At 69.6% G+C, this 18,568-nt stretch carries 14 protein-coding genes and 1 pseudogene; 4 read left to right on the top strand and 11 right to left on the bottom strand.

Annotated elements, in window-relative coordinates; genetic code table 11:
• Positions 1-6: 6 nt before the first annotated feature.
• Together ACFWP5_RS41415 and ACFWP5_RS41410 are read right to left on the bottom strand one after the other, a co-directional pair.
• On the bottom strand, positions 7-378 hold the full coding sequence (locus ACFWP5_RS41415; RefSeq protein WP_384169384.1) for a hypothetical protein: 372 nt from the start codon (positions 376-378) through the stop codon (positions 7-9).
• Positions 379-615: 237 nt separating this feature from the next.
• A complete protein-coding gene (locus tag ACFWP5_RS41410) occupies positions 616-1,350 on the bottom strand; it encodes an SDR family NAD(P)-dependent oxidoreductase (RefSeq protein ID WP_384169380.1) in 735 nt (244 codons plus the stop codon).
• 204 nt (positions 1,351-1,554) lie between these two features.
• Between ACFWP5_RS41410 and ACFWP5_RS41405 the strand changes: the two genes are divergently transcribed.
• Entirely contained in the window at positions 1,555-2,022 is a 468-nt protein-coding gene (locus ACFWP5_RS41405) for a MarR family winged helix-turn-helix transcriptional regulator (protein WP_384169377.1), read from the top strand.
• A gap of 105 nt (positions 2,023-2,127) precedes the next feature.
• Here the strand turns inward: ACFWP5_RS41405 and ACFWP5_RS41400 are convergent.
• The 7 genes and pseudogenes from ACFWP5_RS41400 to ACFWP5_RS41370 form a co-directional block, all read right to left on the bottom strand.
• Positions 2,128-2,397: pseudogene (locus tag ACFWP5_RS41400) on the bottom strand (ISL3 family transposase); the annotation flags it as partial.
• Positions 2,398-3,254: 857 nt separating this feature from the next.
• Positions 3,255-4,094 (bottom strand): shikimate dehydrogenase, encoded by an 840-nt coding sequence (locus ACFWP5_RS41395; protein ID WP_384169374.1) that lies wholly within the window; start codon positions 4,092-4,094, stop codon positions 3,255-3,257.
• On the bottom strand, positions 4,075-5,817 hold the full coding sequence (gene mltG, locus ACFWP5_RS41390; RefSeq protein WP_384169371.1) for an endolytic transglycosylase MltG: 1,743 nt from the start codon (positions 5,815-5,817) through the stop codon (positions 4,075-4,077). Before mltG ends, ACFWP5_RS41395 begins: the two co-directional genes overlap by 20 nt.
• A gap of 122 nt (positions 5,818-5,939) precedes the next feature.
• Positions 5,940-6,404, bottom strand: a complete 465-nt coding sequence (gene ruvX, locus ACFWP5_RS41385) for a Holliday junction resolvase RuvX (protein ID WP_384169368.1) — start codon at positions 6,402-6,404, stop codon at positions 5,940-5,942.
• A gap of 15 nt (positions 6,405-6,419) precedes the next feature.
• Positions 6,420-9,092, bottom strand: a complete 2,673-nt coding sequence (gene alaS / locus ACFWP5_RS41380) for an alanine--tRNA ligase (RefSeq protein ID WP_384169364.1) — start codon at positions 9,090-9,092, stop codon at positions 6,420-6,422.
• Positions 9,092-9,451, bottom strand: a complete 360-nt coding sequence (locus ACFWP5_RS41375; RefSeq protein ID WP_384169361.1) for a hypothetical protein — start codon at positions 9,449-9,451, stop codon at positions 9,092-9,094. Before ACFWP5_RS41375 ends, alaS begins: the two co-directional genes overlap by 1 nt.
• 7 nt (positions 9,452-9,458) lie before the next feature.
• Positions 9,459-9,905 (bottom strand): DUF948 domain-containing protein, encoded by a 447-nt coding sequence (locus tag ACFWP5_RS41370; RefSeq protein ID WP_384169358.1) that lies wholly within the window; start codon positions 9,903-9,905, stop codon positions 9,459-9,461.
• 154 nt (positions 9,906-10,059) lie between these two features.
• Here ACFWP5_RS41370 and ACFWP5_RS41365 point away from each other — a divergent pair, with 154 nt between their 5' ends.
• Complete coding sequence (locus tag ACFWP5_RS41365) at positions 10,060-12,228, top strand: ATP-binding protein (RefSeq protein WP_384169355.1); 2,169 nt, start codon at positions 10,060-10,062, stop codon at positions 12,226-12,228.
• A 30-nt stretch (positions 12,229-12,258) separates the two neighbouring features.
• On the opposite strand, the gene rpsD is transcribed toward ACFWP5_RS41365, so the two are convergent.
• A complete protein-coding gene (gene rpsD / locus ACFWP5_RS41360) occupies positions 12,259-12,873 on the bottom strand; it encodes a 30S ribosomal protein S4 (RefSeq protein WP_327405423.1) in 615 nt (204 codons plus the stop codon).
• 297 nt (positions 12,874-13,170) lie between these two features.
• Entirely contained in the window at positions 13,171-14,526 is a 1,356-nt protein-coding gene (locus ACFWP5_RS41355) for a replication-associated recombination protein A (protein WP_384169352.1), read from the bottom strand.
• Between the two features lie 296 nt (positions 14,527-14,822).
• Here ACFWP5_RS41355 and ACFWP5_RS41350 point away from each other — a divergent pair, with 296 nt between their 5' ends.
• The gene (locus tag ACFWP5_RS41350) at positions 14,823-16,925 is read left to right on the top strand and encodes a SpoIIE family protein phosphatase (protein WP_384169349.1); all 2,103 of its coding nucleotides are present in this window, start codon (positions 14,823-14,825) and stop codon (positions 16,923-16,925) included.
• Positions 16,926-17,022: 97 nt separating this feature from the next.
• Positions 17,023-18,480: a catalase gene (locus ACFWP5_RS41345; protein WP_384169346.1), complete on the top strand. Its 1,458-nt coding sequence runs from the start codon at positions 17,023-17,025 to the stop codon at positions 18,478-18,480.
• The last annotated feature ends 88 nt before the right edge of the window (positions 18,481-18,568 follow it).

Below are 18,568 nucleotides of genomic sequence, written 5' to 3'. Positions count from 1 at the left end.
GTGCTGTCAGATCAGGGCGCTGACGATTCCGTCGAGAGGCTCCGGCTGGCCGGCCTCGTGGTGAAGGCTGGTGCCGCCGCGGATCAGGGCGCCGCAAATGACAGCGGCGGCCCAGAAAAGGCCTGCGGCCCACCAGAACCCGATGGCGAACCCGTGCACGGTGGCACCGACGACGGCCGTGCTGCCGTGGTCGGTCAGGTAGTGGTTGGTTGCGGTGGCGACGAAGGTGCTGATCAGGGCGACGCCGAGCGCCGAGCCGAGTTGCTGAGAGACATTGTTGAGCGCCCCGGCGGTGCCGGCGTCGCGCGGTTCGACGCCCATCTGCCCGACCGCGACGGCCACGACGGCGGCCGAGCCGATACCCGTTCCGATCAGCACCAGCCCGGGGCAGTCGCATCCAGCGGAGTCATGATCTGGGCGGTGACGACGACGCCCAGAGCCATCCACCGTCGCTCGTGGTACGGATTGTGTGGAACCGTCGATTGCGCTGCGTCGGCTTTCGCGACGACTGAGACGCGGGGGCCCTGGAGGGCTCGTTACTGCCCATTTCCTCTGCTCCTGGTGCGGTTGGGTCTGAGCGCCGACATGAGGCGCTTCTCTGGTCGCCGCTCGCTGTCAGATCTGGCTGAACCCGCCGTCGACGACTAGGTTTGCGCCGGTGATGAAGCTGGCGTCCGAGGAGGCCAGGAACAGCGCAGCAGCCCCGATTTCCTCGCTGCTTCCCAGCCGTCCCAGCGGGATGGCGGCGGTGATCTGCTCCCGAATCTCGGGGGATACGGTGCTGAAGAGCGCGGTGTCGATCGAACCGGGACTGACGACGTTTACCCGGATGCCGCGGACCTTCAGCTCCGCGGCCCAGGTGCGGGCGAGTGAACGCACAGCGGCCTTGCTCGCCGAGTAGACCCCGGCACCGGGAATGCCCTTGGTCGCGCTGGTCGTGCCGTTCAGGATGATCGACGCACCGTCGCTCATCAGCGGCAGCAGGTACTGAACGGTGAACACAGTGCCGCGGAAGTTCACGCCCACCAGCGCATCGAACGTATCCGGGGTGATGCTTCCCAGCGGGTCCGAAACCGATCCGAGGCCGGCGCTCGCAAATAGGACGTCGACTCGTCCGTGACGCTCCCGCACGGTCTCGGCCAAGCGAGCCAGGTCGTCGAGATTTCCCGAGTCCGCCTGTACGCCCGTCACGTTGTGGCCGATGGAGGCGACCGCCTCGTCCAGCCTGTGCCTATCTCGTCCGGTGATGAACACGTAGGCGCCTTCGGCGACGAACAACTTGGCCGTCGCCAACCCCATCCCAGAGGTTGCTCCAGTGATCACGGCGACCTTGCCATCAAGTTTGGGCATGTTGACCTTCATCCTTCTGTCGGCCGAACGGCCGAACGGTGCGCGGACCCTGCGGGGCACGCGGGCCGGCGAGTACGCGCCGGTTGTGCGAAGCGCTCAGCAAACGGGACTGTTCTCCCGTTCGTGACTACACACTCACCGTACCAGATGCGTGCGCGCGCATCTAACTGGGAGGGCACTCGGTTTCCGGGTATGCTGCTGGGTGTGAAGGCACCCGTGTCGCAACCGCGAATCATTTCCCCGGACCAGGTCAAGGGCTGGTTTGCGCTGCTGTTCACCCACGCCACAGTTACCGGGCGGATCGACGCCGCGCTGATGGACCAGCACAAGATCTCGTTCAGCACCGTCGAGATCCTGTGCTGGCTCCTGGAAACCGAGCCTCAGTCGGTTCGAGTTCTGTCTGGCGAACTTGTCAGCGTGAGCCCCACTCGAGCTTCACGGTTGGTCCAGAATCTGATCGATGCCGGGCACCTCCAGCGTGGCGCCGACCAAGGCGACGGGCGGGTGTCGCTCATCAGCTTCACCAAAAGCGGACGGCACTTCGCCGAGACGGTCAGACGAACCTTCGAGGATTCGGTCAAGAAATACTTCGTCGATCCCCTCGACGACGATGACATTGCTGCCATCACCCGGATTTGGGCCAAGCTCGAAAACGCAGAAGGTCGTAGCTGAGGGAATCCGCTTCGCTGTGATCGCTCTCCTCTTCCGGCGACACGAGACCGGTCAGCGACTGTCGTCCGCTGTCGGGACTTCGAGCGACAGGGACCGCGCGATGCAGCGGCGGATCGTGACCACCAACGTCGTGGGCCGCCGGCCGAGCGGCTCGTGTGCGAGCCGCCTGGTCACCGTGTCACGCACGGTCCCCTCGCCACCGCAGCGGCGGCACCACCGGTCGGGTTCAAGGACCCGACAGGCGAGCACGGCCCGGTCGGGTGCGAGACGCCGGCCGGTCACCTCGAGTCCGAGCTCATCGAGACGGCACAACGTGGTCAGATCAACGCCCGTGAACCCATGATCGGGGCGCACCACGACGGTAGCGTCGGGCATGTCGAGAGCGTCCAGATGGGCAGCGTGAGAACGTCCATCCTCGGAAGACCTCAACGACTATCCCGTCACCGACGCGCCGGTCCCAGCGGCGAGGACCACACTCTCACCCGTGAAGAGCCGGTAATGAGGAGGTCAGGAGTCGGCTGATAGGCGCGTGGCTGCCCTTGCGGGGCCCGGATCAGCGGACGGATGGCACCTTCTTGCCAGCCTTGCCGGAGCGAAGGTCAGGAGTCGACCGACGGCCACTTGGTGCCCTTACGAGGCCCGGGTGAACGGTCATACGGCAACTTCTTGACGGCCTTGCCGGAGCGAAGGTCAGGAGTCGACCGACGGCCACTTGGTCGTCCCGCCGAGTCCCGGGTCGGCGATCTGCCGCACCTTCTCGACAGCCCTACCAGGCCGAGGTCAAGAGCCGGCTGACGCTCACTTGCCCGCCCACGCGAGTCCGGCTCGGTGGTCTGCCGACGCCTTCTCCACGGCCTTGCCGGGGCGAGACCAGGAGCCCGCCGACGCGCCTGCACCCGCACGACTGGGCCCGGGTCAGCAGCTGGCCGACGCCTCCTCGACAGCCCCACCAGACCGAGGGCAAGAGCTGGCCGACACCCATTTGCCCGCCCACCAAAGTCCCGGCCAGCAATCGGCCACCGCCGCCTGGCCCACCCAACCCGGGCCTGCGGCGACAGCCCACCACCCGCTCCCCGCGCTGCCCGGCAAAGGCCGGCAGTCGACCAAGGCCTCTTGCCCACCCCACAAAAGTCCGTGTCAGCGGTCAGCCAGCGCCTTCCAGCCCGGCCTGTCGCTCCCGGCCGGCAAGCAGTCGGCAGCGCCCATTGAGCCGCTCCCCCGCCAACTCCGCCTCACCGCCCCGCCAACGCCTTCTCCCCCGCCCTCCGCATCGCATCCACCGGCGCGGGCCGACGGCCAGTCATCTGTTCCACCTGGAGTACCGCCTGATGCACCAACAGGTCGAGCCCGCTCACAACCGCGCCGCCGTAGCCGGACCAGCGGGCCGCGAGATCCGTGGGCCAGGGGTCGTAGAGGACGTCGAAGAGGGTGGCGGGGCGTTCCGGTACGGCGGAGGAGAGGGCGTCTGTCGTGCCGGCGGGGGTGGTGGCGAAGACCAGCGGGGCGCGCAGGCCTTCCGCCGCGTCGGCCCAGTCGGCGGTGCGGACCTCTACGTCCAGCCGCTCCCCCCACTGCCGCATCTCCGCGGCGCGGGCCTCGCTGCGCACGTACGCGACGACCTCGCCGGTGCAGATGCGGGCGAGGGCGGCGAGGGCGGAGGAGGCGGTGGCGCCGGCGCCGAGGATCGCGGCGGAGTCGACCTGTTCGATGCCGTGTTCGCGCAGGGCGGCGACCATGCCGGGGATGTCGGTGTTGTCGCCGACTCGGCGGCCGTCCTCCGTGAGGACGACGGTGTTGACCGCGTCCACCGACGCCGCGGTCTCGCTGATCCCGTCGAGCAGCGGGATGACGGCACGCTTCAGCGGCATGGTGAGTGACAGCCCGGCCCACTCCGGTCCGAGGTTCTCGAAGAACCCCGGCAGACCGGCCTCGTCGACGTCGAAGCGGTCGTACGACCAGCCGTCCAGTCCCAACTCCCCGTACGCCGCGCGATGCAGCACCGGGGAGAGGGAGTGGGCGATGGGGGAACCGAGCACGGCGGCCCGGCGGGCGTCAGTTGCCCGAGGTGGCATTGAACTTTTCCTTGAGTGCCTGGAATTCGGCGTACGTCTTGGCGAATTCGGTCTTGTTCTCGCCGTCGGTCGCCACGAAGTAGATCCAGCCGTCACGGGTCGGATTCAGTGCCGCTGCGAGCGCCTCGTCACCGGGGTTGTCGATGGGACCGGGCGGCAGGCCCTTTTGGGTGTAGGTGTTGTACGGGTCCTTGTTGCTGTTGATCTCGGACTCGCTGATGTGGATGTTGCTCTGGCCCTTCAGGTAATTGAAGGTCGAGTCGAACTGCAGGTACCGGTTGGTCTCGGTGTTCGTGGTCTTGAGGCGGTTGTAGACCACTTCGGCCATCTTGCGGAAGTCGTCGTGCGTCTTGCCCTCGGCCTGGACGAGGCTCGCGACCGTGATGACCTGCAGCGGGTCGTCCAGATTGAGCGCCTTGGCTTTCGCTTCCAGGTCGATCGCGCCGTATTTGTCGCTGGCCTGGGCGACCATCTGTTTGAGGATCGTTTCAGGTTTCATACCCTTGGCAGCGCCATATGTGCCGGGGTAGAGGAAGCCCTCCAGCGGGTCCTTGATGTTCTTGTCGCTGTTCGCCCAGCTGGGCAGTCCGAGCGACTTGTAGTCCTTCTTGGCCACGGCCTTGGTGGCGCCGTCGGAAAGCTGGAGTTTCTTGTCGATCGCCGCGTAGATCTTGGAGTTCCGCCAGCCCGTGGGGACGATCAGATTGTCCTGGCTCTTGGGGTCGAGCATCAGCTTGACGGCGCTCGCGGCGGACATTCCCTTCTTCAGCAGAAAGACGCCGGCCTGGATCTTCTTGCCGTCGGGATTCTGCGACTGCGCGGCCACGAAGGCGTCGACACTCTTCACGACGCCCTGTTTCTTCAACTCCTGGCCGATGGTGTAGCCGCCCGCCCCCTTGGGGATGGTGACGCTCACCGATCCGGTGCCGTCGCCCGCGTAGTCGGGCGCCGTGCCGAAACGATCCTGGTAGAACTGCCAGCCGAAGTAGGAGACGGTGGCCAGGCCGCCGCCGAACACCAGGACGACGACCAGGCAGGCGCAGCCGTTACGGCGCTTCTTCTCCTTGCCGCCTTTGCCGCCCTTGCCCCGCCGGTCACCGCGTCCGCGCCCGTCCGGCTCGTCGTCATCGGCGTCGTCGTCATCGCCGCCGCCCGCGAAGAACGCGTGTTCGCCCTGATCGGGTCCCGGGTCCCAGTCGGTCCGCTCCGGTTCCGGCTCGGTACGTCGCCTGCTCGGCGGCTCCGGCGGCGGGAACGCGTCGGGCGTGCCGTAGAAATCGGGCTGCTGCTCGCCATAGGCGGCGGCCTGCTGTCCGTACGGGTCGCCGGGGTCCGCGGCGTAAGGGACCTGCGCGGGCGTGCCGGTGTCGTCCCAGCCACCCTGCTGATATTGCTGTTGCTGTTGCTGACCGGCGTACTGCTGATGGCTCTGGTCGGCGTACTGCTGCTGGTCCGCCCACTGCTGCTGGTCGGGGTACTGCGGGTTGCCCTGTTCGTCGTAGACCGGGTACTGCTGCTGCGCCTGACCGTAATCGGCCTGCTGGCCATGGCCCCAGTCGCCGTACTGCGGCTGCTGCGGCTGTTCCGGATAGTGCTGCGGCTGGCCGCCGTAGGAGGACTGCTGCCCCACCTGGGCCTGCTGTCCTTCCCATCCGATGTCCCCGAACAACGGGTCCTCCGGATGCCACGGTTCGGAGCCTGGGCCCCGGCCATACTCAGTCATCGATCCCCTAGAGCCGCGAGGCGGCGGTCGCGGCGCTTGCGGCTCCGGCTCCCGTCCCGCCTCTTGCTGTGCCATGGCTGTTCGAACACCATCGCATCGCGCGGAACGTTACCGTATCGCGATCAGATGACCACTTCGACGCCCTCGCCGGGTGCTTTACCTGACACCCGTTCGGATTCCAAGGCCTGCTGCAGAATGATGACCGCTGCCGCCTGGTCGATGACCGACCGGCCCTTCTTCGACTTCACCCCGGAGGCGCGCAGTCCCTGACTGGCCGTCACCGTGGTCATCCGTTCGTCCAGCAGTCTGACCGGTACCGGGGCGATGCCCTTCGCGAGTTCCTGGGTGAAGGCCCGGACCTTCACGGCGGCCGGTCCCTCGCCCCCCTTGAGGGAACGCGGGAGACCGACGACGACTTCGATCGGTTCGTACTCCTCGACGAGCTGCTTCAGCCGGCGGTGCGCCGCCGGGATGTCGCGGCCGGGGACCGTCTCGACGGGCGTGGCGAGGATCCCGTCGGGGTCGCACGAGGCGACCCCGATCCGCGCGTCCCCGACGTCGATCGCGAGTCGACGTCCTCTTCTCATACTCTCGACCGCTTCTTACTTCGCCGTGTCGGCGACGAGGCGCTCGACGGCGTCCACGGCCTCACCGACGGCGGCCGGGTTCTGGCCACCGCCCTGGGCCACGTCCGGCTTGCCGCCACCGCCGCCGCCGAGGGTCTTGGCGGCCGCGCGGACCAGGTCGCCGGCCTTGAGACCGCGCTCGCGAGCGGCTTCGTTGGTGGCGATGACCGTCAGCGGCTTGCCGTTGTTGACCGTGAAGAGGGCGACCACGGCGGCGCGTCCGCCCTGGATACGGCCGCGCACGTCGAGGACCAGCTTGCGCAGGTCGTCGGCGCTCGTGCCGTCCGGCACCTGGCCGGTGACCAGCGCGACACCGTGCACGTCCTTGGCGGACTCGACGAGACCGCCCGCGGCCTGCAGCACCTTCTCGGCGCGGAACTTCTCGATCTCCTTCTCGGCGTCCTTCAGCTTGCCGAGCATGGCGGAAACCTTCTCCGGAAGCTCCTCGGGGCGCCCCTTGATCAGCTCCTGGAGCTGGGCGACGACCGTGTGCTCACGGGCGAGGAAGTTGTAGGCGTCGACACCGACGAGCGCTTCGATACGGCGGACCCCGGAGCCGATCGACGACTCGCCGAGCAGCTTCACCAGGCCGAGCTGGGCGGTGTTGTGCACATGCGTGCCGCCGCACAGCTCCTTGGAGAAGTCGCCGATGGTCACGACGCGGACCCGCTCGCCGTACTTCTCGCCGAACTCGGCGATGGCGCCCTGCTTCTTGGCCTCGTCGAGACTGAGGATCTCGGCGTGCACGTCCAGGTCGCGGGCGAGCACCTCGTTGATCTTCTGCTCGACGTCGGTCATCACGGCCGTGGGAACGGCGGACGGCGAGCCGAAGTCGAAGCGGAAGCGGCCCGGCTGGTTCTCGGAACCGGCCTGCGCGGCCGTCGGACCGAGCGCGTCCCGCAGGGCCTGGTGGGTGAGGTGGGTGGCCGAGTGGGCGCGGGCGATGGCGGTACGGCGGCGGACGTCGATGGCGGCCTCGGCTTTGGCACCGACGGTGACCTCGCCGAACTGGACGACACCCTTGTGGACGTAGACGCCCGGAACCGGCTTCTGGCAGTCGCGGATCTCGATGACGGCACCGGACTCGACCTTGATGCGGCCGGTGTCACCGATCTGGCCGCCGCCCTCGGCGTAGAACGGGGTGCGGTCGAGGACGATCTCGACCTCGTCGCCCTCGGTCGCGGCCGGGGAGGAGACGCCGTCGACGAGGATGCCGACGATGGTGGACTCGCCCACGGTGTCCGAGTAACCGATGAAGTCGGTCTCGCCTGCCTGGTCGGCGATCGCGCGGTAGGCGCCGACGCCGGCGTGGCCGGTCTTCTTGGCCTGCGCGTCGGCCTTGGCCTGGTCGCGCTGCTGCTTCATCAGGCGGCGGAAGCCGTCCTCGTCCACGGAAAGGCCCTGTTCGGCGGCCATTTCGAGGGTGAGGTCGATCGGGAAGCCCCAGGTGTCGTGGAGCAGGAACGCCTTGTCGCCCGCGAGGACCTTGCCGCCCGACTGCTTGGTGTCGCTGATGGCCGTGTCGAGGATGTTGGTGCCGGCCTTCAGCGTCTTGACGAAGGCGGCCTCCTCGGCGAGGGCCACCGTCTCGATGCGCTGCCGGTCGGTGACGAGCTCGGGGTACTGCTGGCCCATCATCGCGATGACCGTGTCGATGAGGTCCTTGACGACCAGGCCGGTGGCACCGAGCAGCCGCATGTTGCGGATGGCGCGGCGCATGATGCGGCGCAGGACGTAACCGCGCCCCTCGTTGCCGGGGGTCACGCCGTCGCCGATGAGCATCACGGACGTCCGCATGTGGTCGGTGACCACGCGCAGGGAGACGTCGGAGTCGTGCGCGGCGCCGTACTCGACGCCGGTCAGCTCGGTGGCCTTCTTGATGACGGCCATGGAGGTGTCGATCTCGTACATGTTCTGCACGCCCTGCAGAATCATCGCGAGGCGCTCCAGGCCGAGGCCCGTGTCGATGTTCTTGCTGGGCAGCTCGCCGAGGATCTCGAAGTCCTCCTTGCCGATGCCCTCGCCCCGCTCGTACTGCATGAAGACGAGGTTCCAGATCTCCACGTACCGCTCGTCGTTGACGGCGGGGCCGCCCTCGACGCCGAACTCGGGGCCGCGGTCGTAGTTGATCTCGGAGCACGGGCCGCAGGGGCCGGGTACGCCCATCGACCAGTAGTTGTCCTTCTTGCCGAGACGCTGGATGCGCTCGACGGGGACACCGATCTTGTCGCGCCAGATCGTCTCGGCCTCGTCGTCGTCGAGGTAGACGGTGATCCACAGGCGCTCGGGGTCGAGGCCGTAACCACCCTTGTCCTGGGGCGAGGTGAGCAGCTCCCAGGCGTAGGTGATGGCGCCTTCCTTGAAGTAGTCGCCGAAGGAGAAGTTGCCGCACATCTGGAAGAACGTGCCGTGCCGGGTGGTCTTGCCGACCTCTTCGATGTCGGGCGTGCGCACGCACTTCTGCACGCTGGTGGCGCGCGGCCACGGCGGCTTGACCTCGCCGAGGAAGTACGGCTTGAAGGGGACCATGCCGGCGGGGACCAGGAGCAGAGTCGGGTCGTCCGCGATGAGCGACGCCGAGGGGACGACGGTGTGACCGCGCTCCTCGTAGAAGCTCAGCCAGCGGCGGCGGATTTCAGCCGACTCCATCAGTGGTCCTCATTCCGGTTGTACGAGTACGTCGTCCTGTCGCTTCTTTCGACGGACTTGGGGTTGTTGCGGTTCTCGATCGCGATCTGCTGCCGGGGCGCGGGGAGTTCGGGGTCGACCGGGGCGTTGATCCCCAGCGCGTCGCCGAGTTCGGCCTCGCGCTGGGCCATGCCCGCGCGGACGTCGAGCGCGAAGTGCACCGCGCTGTCCTTGAGCCGGTGACCCGCTTCGAGCGCCTTGTTGGCCGCGGAGACGGCGAGGTGCTCGGGGGTCAGCTGCTTCAGCTTGCGATTGACCTTGGTGGTCGCCCAGACACCGGCGGCTACGCCCGTGCCGAACCAGAACGTACGGCGGAACATCGCTCGGTCAGTCCTTCTTCCGGGTGCGCTTGCCCCGCCGTCCGGCCGGGACGGTACGGCCCACGATCACCGTACGCCGGGACGCCCTGTCGGGCGCGGGCACGTCCTCGCGGCGGCCGCCCAGGGCCCGGCGGACGCCGTAGCCGAAGGCCGCGACCTTGACGAGGGGGCCGCCGAAGGTGGAGGCGACGGTGGTGGACAGTGCGGAGGCGTTCGAGGTGACCTCCTGGACGTCGGAGGCGATCGCGTCGACCCGGTCGATCTGGGTCTGCGCGGAGCGCACCGCCGCGGAGGCGTCGGCCAGCAGCGGCACGGCCTGGTCGGTCACGTCCGCGACCAGCTTGGTGGTCGCCTTGAGCGTCTGGGCCAGCCTCACCAGTGCGACGGCGAGGAACGAGACCAGGATCGCCCAGAAGACGGCCACCAGGATCCCGGCCACCTCTCCACCGGACACTGCGCACCCGCTTCCCGCTTGCTCGCGAAATCAATAATGGGCCGAGCCTATCGCGATGACGGTGGCGCTCCGTACCGCATTACCGCCCCGCGCACAGTGGAGTTGCGCGAAGCGATTGTACGGACTGAATACGGTTCAGTACGCTCCGTGTTCCATGCGAGCTTCCCATCGCGGCGGCGCCACCGCGGACGGCAATCTGCCCCTCGAACCCGACCGGTTCGTGGGCCGCTCGGCCGAACTCACCGAGCTGGCACGGGCGCTCGACGTCTCGCGTCTGGTCACGGTGACCGGGCCCGGCGGGGTCGGCAAGTCACGGCTCGCGGCCCACGCGGCGGCCCGGTCCGCGCCCCCGGACGGCGTGTGGCGGGTGGAGCTGGCGCCGGTGCGCGATCCGGAACTCGTGGACTTCGCGGTCGTAGAGGCGCTGGGGCTGACCGATCACACGGCGCGGTTGCCGCGTGAGGCGCTGCTCGCGCATCTTGCCGAGCGTCAACTCCTGTTGGTACTGGACGGGTTCGAGCATCTGGTGGAGGTGTGTGCCTCGCTGGTGGCCGAGTTGCTCGGGCGGGTGCCGGGGTTGCGGGTGCTCGCGGTGGGGCGGCGGCCGTTGGAGCTGGCCGGCGAGCGGGTGGTGGCGGTGGCGCCGCTGGGCGAGGACGAGGCGGTGGAGCTGTTCGCCGACCGTGCCGCGCAGCAGGGCGTCGTCCTCGGCGACGATCCGGACGTAAGGGAGTTGTGTCGGCGGCTCGACGGGATTCCGCTCGCTGTCGAGCTGGCGGCGGGGCGGCTGCGGGCGCTGGCGCCCGGGGAGTTGCTGGCGCGGTTCGACGACCGGTTCCGGCTGCTGGCCGGCGGGCGGCGGGACGCGCTGCCCCGGCATCAGACGCTACGGACGGCGATCGGCTGGAGCCATGAACTGTGCACGCCCGAGGAGCGGTTGCTGTGGGCGCGGCTCTCGGTGTTCGCCGGGCGCTTCGACCTGGAGGCCGCCGAGTACGTGTGCGGCGGCGACGGACTGCCCTCGGACGGCGTCCTCGACGTGCTGTCCGAACTGCTCGCGCAGTCCGTGGTCGTCCGCGAGTCGACGGCAACGGGCGTGCGCTACCGGATGCTCGACACGATCCGGGCATACGGCGCCGACTGGCTGGAGGCGACCGGGGACGCGGCCCGGCTGCGGCGCAGGCACCGCGACTGGTATCTGGGCCTGGCCACTTGGTGCGAGCTGGACTGGTTCTCGCCGCGCCAGGGCGAGGTCGCCGCGCGGGTCGAGGCGGAACTGCCGAATCTGCGCGGCGCCCTGGAGTACTGCCTGACCGAGCCGGACGAGACGCATCTGGGCCAGTACCTCGCGGGCTCCCTGTGGTTCTACTGGGCGGGCTGCGGGCGGCTCTCGGAGGGCCGGCACTGGCTGGAGCAGGCCGTGCAACTGGACGCGGAGAACACGGCCAATGACCAGTCACGGCTGAAGGCACTGTGGGTGCTCGGCTATGTGGCGATCCTCCAGGGCGACACCGTGCCCGCGCTGGCCGCGCTCCAGGAGTGCCGCGAGGAGGCCGACCACGCCGCGAACCCCACGGCGGTGGCGTACGCCGAACACCGCACCGGCTGTCTGGCCCTGGTCACGGACGACATGGCACGCGCGGAGACCCTGCTGCGCTCGGCGCTCGACCGCTACCAGCAGATCGGCGAGCTGAACAGCAATGTGCTGATGGGCCAGGTAGAGCTGGCGATGACCCGCGCGTTCCAGGGCGATCTGGCGGACGCGGTGAAGCTGTGCGAGGACGTCCGGCGGGTCTGCGAGGACCACGGCGAGCGCTGGACCCGGGCCTACGCGCTGTACGTCCTGGCCTACGTCGCCTGGAGCGACGGCGAACTCGCCCTGGCGCGCGACCTGTTGGCGGACTGTCTGGGCAGCGCCCACGGGTTCCGCGACCTGCTGGGCTCGGTGCTCGCCGTCGAACTGCTGGCCCTCGTCACGGTGGCGGAGGGCGATGCCGCCGAGGCCGCGCTGCTGCAGGGCGCGGCGGGCGGGATGTGGCCGTCCGTGGGACTGCCGCTGTTCGGCTCGGCGTACTACAACGCGCCGCACGAGCGATGCGAGGCGATGGCCCGCGAGCGGCTCGGCGACGAGCGGTACGAGGAGTGCGTACGGAACGGAGCAGGGCTGGGCCGGGAGGCGGCCGTGGCCCGGGCGCTGGGACAGGAGCGGTCGCTCGACGCCATGCCGGTGCCGCGCGGCCCGGTGCGGCCCGCGGCGGTGAGCGTGGACATGCGAAAGCCCGCCGCCTCGCCCACCCGGAAGGGCGGGGAGACGGCGGGCTGACACGCAGGTGGTGCTACGTCCGTGAGGTGATCAGCGGGCGTAGTACTCGACGACGAGCTGCTCGTCGCAGATCACCGGGATCTCCTTGCGGTTCGGCTCGCGGTCCAGGCGGAACGCCAGGGCGCCGAGGTTCACCTGGAGGTAGCGCGGGGTCTCGCCGTCGGGGGCGAAGCCACCGGCGCGGGAGACCTCGAACAGCGTCTTGCTGCGGCTGCGCTCGCGGACCATGACGACGTCGTCGGGCTTGACGCGGAAGGACGGCTTGTCGACCTTCTGGCCGTTGACCTCGATGTGGCCGTGGACGACCATCTGGCGGGCCTGGTAGATCGTGCGGGCGATGCCCGAACGCAGAACCAGGGCGTCGAGGCGACGCTCCAGCTCGATGACCAGGGCCTCACCGGTCTTGCCCTGCGTCTTGGCGGCACGCTCGTAGGCGCGGACGAGCTGGCGCTCGGACACGTCGTACTGCGCGCGCAGACGCTGCTTCTCCAGCAGACGGACCTTGTAGTCCGAGTTCTGCTTGCGGCCGCGGCCGTGCTCGCCCGGCGGGTAGGGGCGGGCCTCGAAGTACTTGACGGCCTTCGGGGTCAGCGCGATGCCGAGGGCACGCGACTTCTTGACCTTGGGGCGGGGCTGGTTAGCCACTTCTTTTCCTTTTCCTCTTCGGCTGCCTCAGGGTTACGGGAGGTCGCATCCGCAGCCGGGGAATCCCGACAGGTCCACGAGGGACTTGTCAGGCAGCCGTTCCCTGGTCTGGGCACATGTGCAGCACACGAACGGCCCACCGGCCGGTCCCGGAACCCCGGGTGGTGGTGGGCTGCCCGCGACACCTACGACGGTGCGCGACGCTCCTGGATCAAAAGATCCGGCTGATTGTCCCGCCTGAGGCGCCGACCGGAGTCGGACACGGGACGCAGCACTGCGCAGGATTCTACAGGGTGCTCAGGACCGCTTACGACCAAGGTGTTTTCTGGTCCACTCCACGGCGTCCGCGTACCGCGCCTCGGCACCGTGGCGAGTGGGCTCGTAGTACGCGCGGTCCTTCAGCTCCTCCGGGGCGTACTGCTGCTCGGCGATGCCCTCGGGCAGATCGTGCGGGTAGACGTACCCCTGCGCGTGGCCGAGTTTGGCCGCGCCCTTGTAGTGCCCGTCCCGCAGATGCATCGGCACCGGGCCCGCGTGCCCCTTGCGTACGTCCTCCATGGCGGCGCCGATCGCCGTGGTCGCCGCGTTCGACTTGGGCGCCAGAGCGAGGGCGATGGTGGCGTGGCTGAGGGTGAGCGCGGCCTCCGGGAAGCCGATCATCGCTACGGCCTGGGCGGCGGCGACCGCGATCGGCAGCGCGTTGGGATCGGCCAGGCCGATGTCCTCGCTGGCGGAGATCATCAGGCGGCGGGCGATGAAGCGGGGGTCCTCGCCGGCGTCGATCATGCGGGCGAGGTAGTGCAGGGCCGCGTCGACGTCGGAGCCGCGGATGGACTTGATGAGGGCGCTGGCCACGTCGTAGTGCTGGTCGCCGTCACGGTCGTACGTCACGGCGGCCCGGTCGACCGTCTCCTCCAGGGTCTGGAGGGTGATGTCCGGCTCGCCCTTGTCGAGGGCGGCCCCGGCAGCGGCCTCCAGGGCGGTCAGCGCGCGGCGGGCGTCGCCGCCGGCGATGCGCAGCAGGTGGTTCTCGCTGTCCTCGGGGAGGGTGACCGCGTCCTTGAGGCCGCGCTCGCTGCTCAGCGCCCGGCGGAGCAGGGCGCGCAGGTCGTCGTCCGTGAGGGGTTCGAGGGTGAGGAGCAGGGAGCGGGACAGCAGCGGGGAGATCACCGAGAAGTACGGGTTCTCCGTGGTCGCCGCGATCAGGGTGATCCAGCGGTTCTCGACGGCCGGGAGCAGGGAGTCCTGCTGGGCCTTGCTGAAGCGGTGGATCTCGTCGAGGAAGAGGACGGTCTCCTTGCCGAAGCCCCCGGTGGCGCGGCGGGCGCCGTCGATGACCGCGCGGACCTCCTTGACGCCGGCGGTGATCGCGGAGAGCTCGACGAACCGCTTGTCGGTGGCCTTGGAGACGACGTACGCGAGGGTCGTCTTGCCGGTGCCGGGCGGGCCCCAGAGGATCACCGAGGAGGGTCCGGCCGGGCCGCCCGCCCCCTCGCCGACCAGTCTGCGCAGGGGCGAGCCCGGCTTCAGCAGGTGCTGCTGGCCCACGACCTCGTCGAGGGTGCGCGGGCGCATCCGCACCGCCAGGGGACTGCTGGACGGGTCCTTCTCCTGGCGTGCTTCCGCGGCGGCGGTGAATAGGTCGGGCTCCACGCTCAAAACCCTATGTCACCGCACTGACAATCCGGTCTGGCCGGGGGCAGGGCCTGTCCGGCGGATCAAGTCGCAGGAAATCGGCGGTATCTGATGAGCGCCGGTGAGCGGGGCGTGGTGCGTGCAGCTGCAAGGCGGAGGAGGGCGGCGACGCGGAGCATCGGCAACCGACGACAACGCGGCTGGGGGTCCCCCCACGCTCTTGGGCAGAGGGGGAGCTCGTGCCAGACCCCGCGAGGCAGGCGGGGATGTGACGACAGGGCCATCAGGGTCCCGGACGGACGGATTCGACACGCGTGACGGAGCACCCCACCTCCTTCGAGCGCCCCAGCGGCGCCGACCCCGCAGACCCCCGCGGGGCGCTCCTGCACACCTCGACGCCGTCCAGGCCGTCCGGTGGAGCCGGCTTACCGGCACAGGCACGCACCGGCGAGCCGCCTTCGGCGCCGGGTACGAGCACGTCCCGCACCAAGGGGAAGGACCCGGCAGGTACCCCTGTGAAGCCCGAGCCCGATACCGCCGCAGCCGGCTCCGAGCACTCCCAGCCCTCGGCCGCCGAACCCGACACCCATCGTCCGCGCCCCGCGCCCGACGGCATCCCGGCCCAGCCGGGCGGCGGCGAGGTCTCCGACGCCGCCGCCAAGGAGCGCCGTACGGGACAGGGGCAGCCGCTGGGCGGTCCCATGCCGATGCGGCGGGACGGGGACCGGCTGCGCTTCGTGGGCGCCGCGACCCGGCGGATCGCCCGCGGCATCGACCTCGACGAGATCGTCATGGGGTTGTGCCGGGCGACCGTGCCGACCTTCTCGGACGCGATCCTGGTCTATCTGCGCGACCCGCTGCCCGTGGGCGACGAGCGGCCCACCGGGCCCGTCGTGCTGCGGCTGCGCCGTACCGACCGCATCCCTGAGGAGCGGGACACGGAGAACGGCTTCATGCCCGCGCTCCAGCCCGAGCAGCCCTCCGAGCTGTCGGCGGTCACCGCCGAACTCTGCGAGGTGCGGCCCGGCGGCGCGCTCAACGAGGTGCTGCGGGGCGTACGGCCGGTCTTCGCGGACTCGCCCGCAGCCCGCGCCGCGCTGCCGGAACTCCTCGGCGAGGGCGGCGAGTTGATCGTCCCCGCCGGCCAGCGCGCGATCCTCGCGCCGCTGCGCGGCCGGCGCCGGGTGATCGGCGCCGCGCTCTTCCTGCGCCGCCCCGAGCGCATGGCGTTCGAGGCCGACGACCTCCTGGTCGCCGCCCAGCTCGCCACACACAGCGCCCTGGGCATCGACAAGGCGGTGCTCTACGGCCGTGAGGCGTACATCGCCGACGAGCTGCAGCGCACCATGCTCCCGGAGACCCTCCCGCGCCCCACCGGCGTACGGCTGGCGTCCCGGTACCTGCCCGCCGCCGAGACGGCACGCGTCGGCGGCGACTGGTACGACGCGATCCCGCTGCCCGGCAGCCGGGTCGCCCTGGTCGTCGGCGACGTCATGGGCCACTCCATGACCTCGGCCGCGATCATGGGCCAACTCCGCACCACCGCACAGACGTTGGCGGGCCTCGACCTGCCCCCGCAGGAGGTCCTGCACCACCTCGACGAACAGGCCCAGCGGCTGGGCACCGACCGCATGGCGACCTGCCTCTACGCGGTCTACGACCCGGTCTCGCACCGCATCACCATCGCCAACGCGGGCCATCCGCCGCCGGTGCTGCTGCACCTGGGCGGCCGGGCCGAGGTCCTGCGGGTGCCGCCCGGCGCCCCCATCGGGGTCGGCGGGGTCGACTTCGAGGCCGTAGAGCTGGACGCGCCCGCCGGGGCGACGCTGCTGCTGTACACGGACGGGCTGGTCGAGTCGCGGCTTCGGGACGTGTGGACCGGGATAGAGCAGCTGCGCGAGAAGCTCGCCGCGGTCGCGCAGCTCACCGGGCCCGATCACCCGCCGCCCCTCGAAGCCCTGTGCGACGAGGTGCTCGACATGCTCGGCCCGGGCGACCGGGACGACGACATCGCGCTGCTCGCCGCCCGCTTCGACGGAATCGCGCCGAGCGATGTGGCGTACTGGTTCCTCGACCCGGAGGACTCGGCCCCCGGCCAGGCCCGCCGGCTGGCCCGGCGCGCGCTGGCCCGCTGGGGCATGGAGGACATGAGCGACTCCGTGGAGCTGCTGGTCAGCGAGGTCGTGACGAACGCCGTGCGGTACGCCTCGCGGCCCGTCACGCTCCGGCTGCTGCGGACCGACGTGCTGCGCTGCGAGGTCGGCGACGACGTGCCCCAGCTGCCGCGGCTGCGGCAGGCGCGGGCCACGGACGAGGGCGGACGCGGGCTGTACCTGGTCAACAGACTGGCCCGTCGGTGGGGAGCCACCCGGCTCAGCACCGGAAAGGTGGTCTGGTTCGAACTGAACCGGAATTAGACCCCGTCCAAAAGTTGCCGACATACCGGCGTCGGAGTTGACTGCTGGGGTACGCGAAGGCGAAGCGACCTACTCTCTCTGACAGGAGGACGCGCTCGTGACGCAGACACCCCAGCAGGCTCCGTACACCACGAACAACGTCGGCATTCCGGTGGAGAGCGACGAACACTCGCTCACCGTCGGCCCCGACGGCCCGATCCTGCTCCAGGACCACTACCTCATCGAGAAGATGGCCCAGTTCAACCGGGAGCGGGTCCCCGAGCGGGTGGTGCACGCCAAGGGCTCCGGTGCGTACGGCTTCTTCGAAGTGACCAACGACGTCAGCCAGTTCACCAGGGCCGACCTCTTCCAGCCCGGCAAACGCACCGAGATGCTGGCGCGGTTCTCCACCGTCGCCGGTGAGCAGGGCTCGCCCGACACCTGGCGCGACCCCCGCGGCTTCGCGCTCAAGTTCTACACAGAGCACGGCAATTACGACATGGTGGGCAACAACACCCCGGTCTTCTTCGTCCGTGACACGATCAAGTTCCAGGACTTCATCCGCTCGCAGAAGCGCCACCCGGTGACCGGGCTGCGCAGCAACGACATGCAGTGGGACTTCTGGACCCTCTCCCCCGAGTCGGCACACCAGGTGACCTGGCTGATGGGCGACCGGGGTGTCCCGAAGACGTACCGCCACATGAACGGCTACAGCTCCCACACCTACATGTGGATCAACGGCGCCGGTGAGCGGTTCTGGGTGAAGTACCACTTCAAGACCGACCAGGGCATCGAGTACCTCACGCAGGCCGAGGCCGACGAGCTGGCCGGTTCGGATGCGGACAAGCACCGCCGGGACCTGCACGAGTCGATCGAGGCCGGGAACGCGCCGAGCTGGAGCCTGAAGGTCCAGATCATGCCGTTCGAGGACGCCGCGGACTACCGCTTCAACCCCTTCGACCTGACGAAGGTCTGGCCGCACGGGGACTACCCGCTGATCGACGTCGGCCGGATGACCCTGAACCGCAACCCCGAGGACTACTTCGTCCACATCGAGCAGGCCGCCTTCGAGCCCTCGAACCTGGTGCCGGGCATCGGCCCCTCGCCGGACAAGATGCTGCTGGGCCGGCTGTTCTCGTACCCGGACACCCACCGGTACCGGATCGGCCCCAACTACACCCAGCTGCCGCCCAACCGGCCGCACTCCCCGGTCAACTCGTACGCCAAGGACGGCCCGATGCGCTACGAGGCGTCCAACGCGGCCCGGCCGTACGCCCCGAACTCCTACGGCGGCCCCGCGGCCGACTACGGGCGGTTCGGCGACCCGGCGAGCTGGCAGACCGCCGGTGAACTGGTGCGCGAGGCAACGAAGTTGCACCGCGAGGACGACGACTGGGGGCAGGCGGGCACGATGGTCCGCGAGGTCCTCGACGACGCGGCCCGCGACCGCCTCGTGGCCAACGTCAGCGGCCACCTGAAGGCCGACGTCTCCCGCTCGGTCCTCGACCGCGCCCTGCAGTACTGGCACAACATCGACAAGGAGACCGGCGACCGCATCGCCGCGAACTTCGCCTAACGGTAAGCGAGTTCACCCAGCGGTACGGAGAGAAGTCCGAGCGCGTCGAACCAGGCGTCCAGGTAGCGGGCGTGGTCGGCGAAGGAGT

The organism is Streptomyces sp. NPDC058469 (assembly GCF_042721125.1).
In the GTDB taxonomy this organism is placed as follows: Bacteria; Actinomycetota; Actinomycetes; order Streptomycetales; family Streptomycetaceae; genus Streptomyces.
This window is presented reverse-complemented; position numbering and strand designations above follow the sequence as displayed.

Coding starts and splice junctions, on each gene's coding strand:
- ruvX (WP_384169368.1), bottom strand. CDS start 6,404: ATGAGAAGAGGACGTCGACTCGCGATCGACGTCGGGGACGCGCGGATC.
- ACFWP5_RS41375 (WP_384169361.1), bottom strand. CDS start 9,451: ATGTTCCGCCGTACGTTCTGGTTCGGCACGGGCGTAGCCGCCGGTGTC.
- ACFWP5_RS41365 (WP_384169355.1), top strand. CDS start 10,060: ATGCGAGCTTCCCATCGCGGCGGCGCCACCGCGGACGGCAATCTGCCC.
- ACFWP5_RS41395 (WP_384169374.1), bottom strand. CDS start 4,094: ATGCCACCTCGGGCAACTGACGCCCGCCGGGCCGCCGTGCTCGGTTCC.
- ACFWP5_RS41410 (WP_384169380.1), bottom strand. CDS start 1,350: ATGCCCAAACTTGATGGCAAGGTCGCCGTGATCACTGGAGCAACCTCT.
- alaS (WP_384169364.1), bottom strand. CDS start 9,092: ATGGAGTCGGCTGAAATCCGCCGCCGCTGGCTGAGCTTCTACGAGGAG.
- mltG (WP_384169371.1), bottom strand. CDS start 5,817: ATGACTGAGTATGGCCGGGGCCCAGGCTCCGAACCGTGGCATCCGGAG.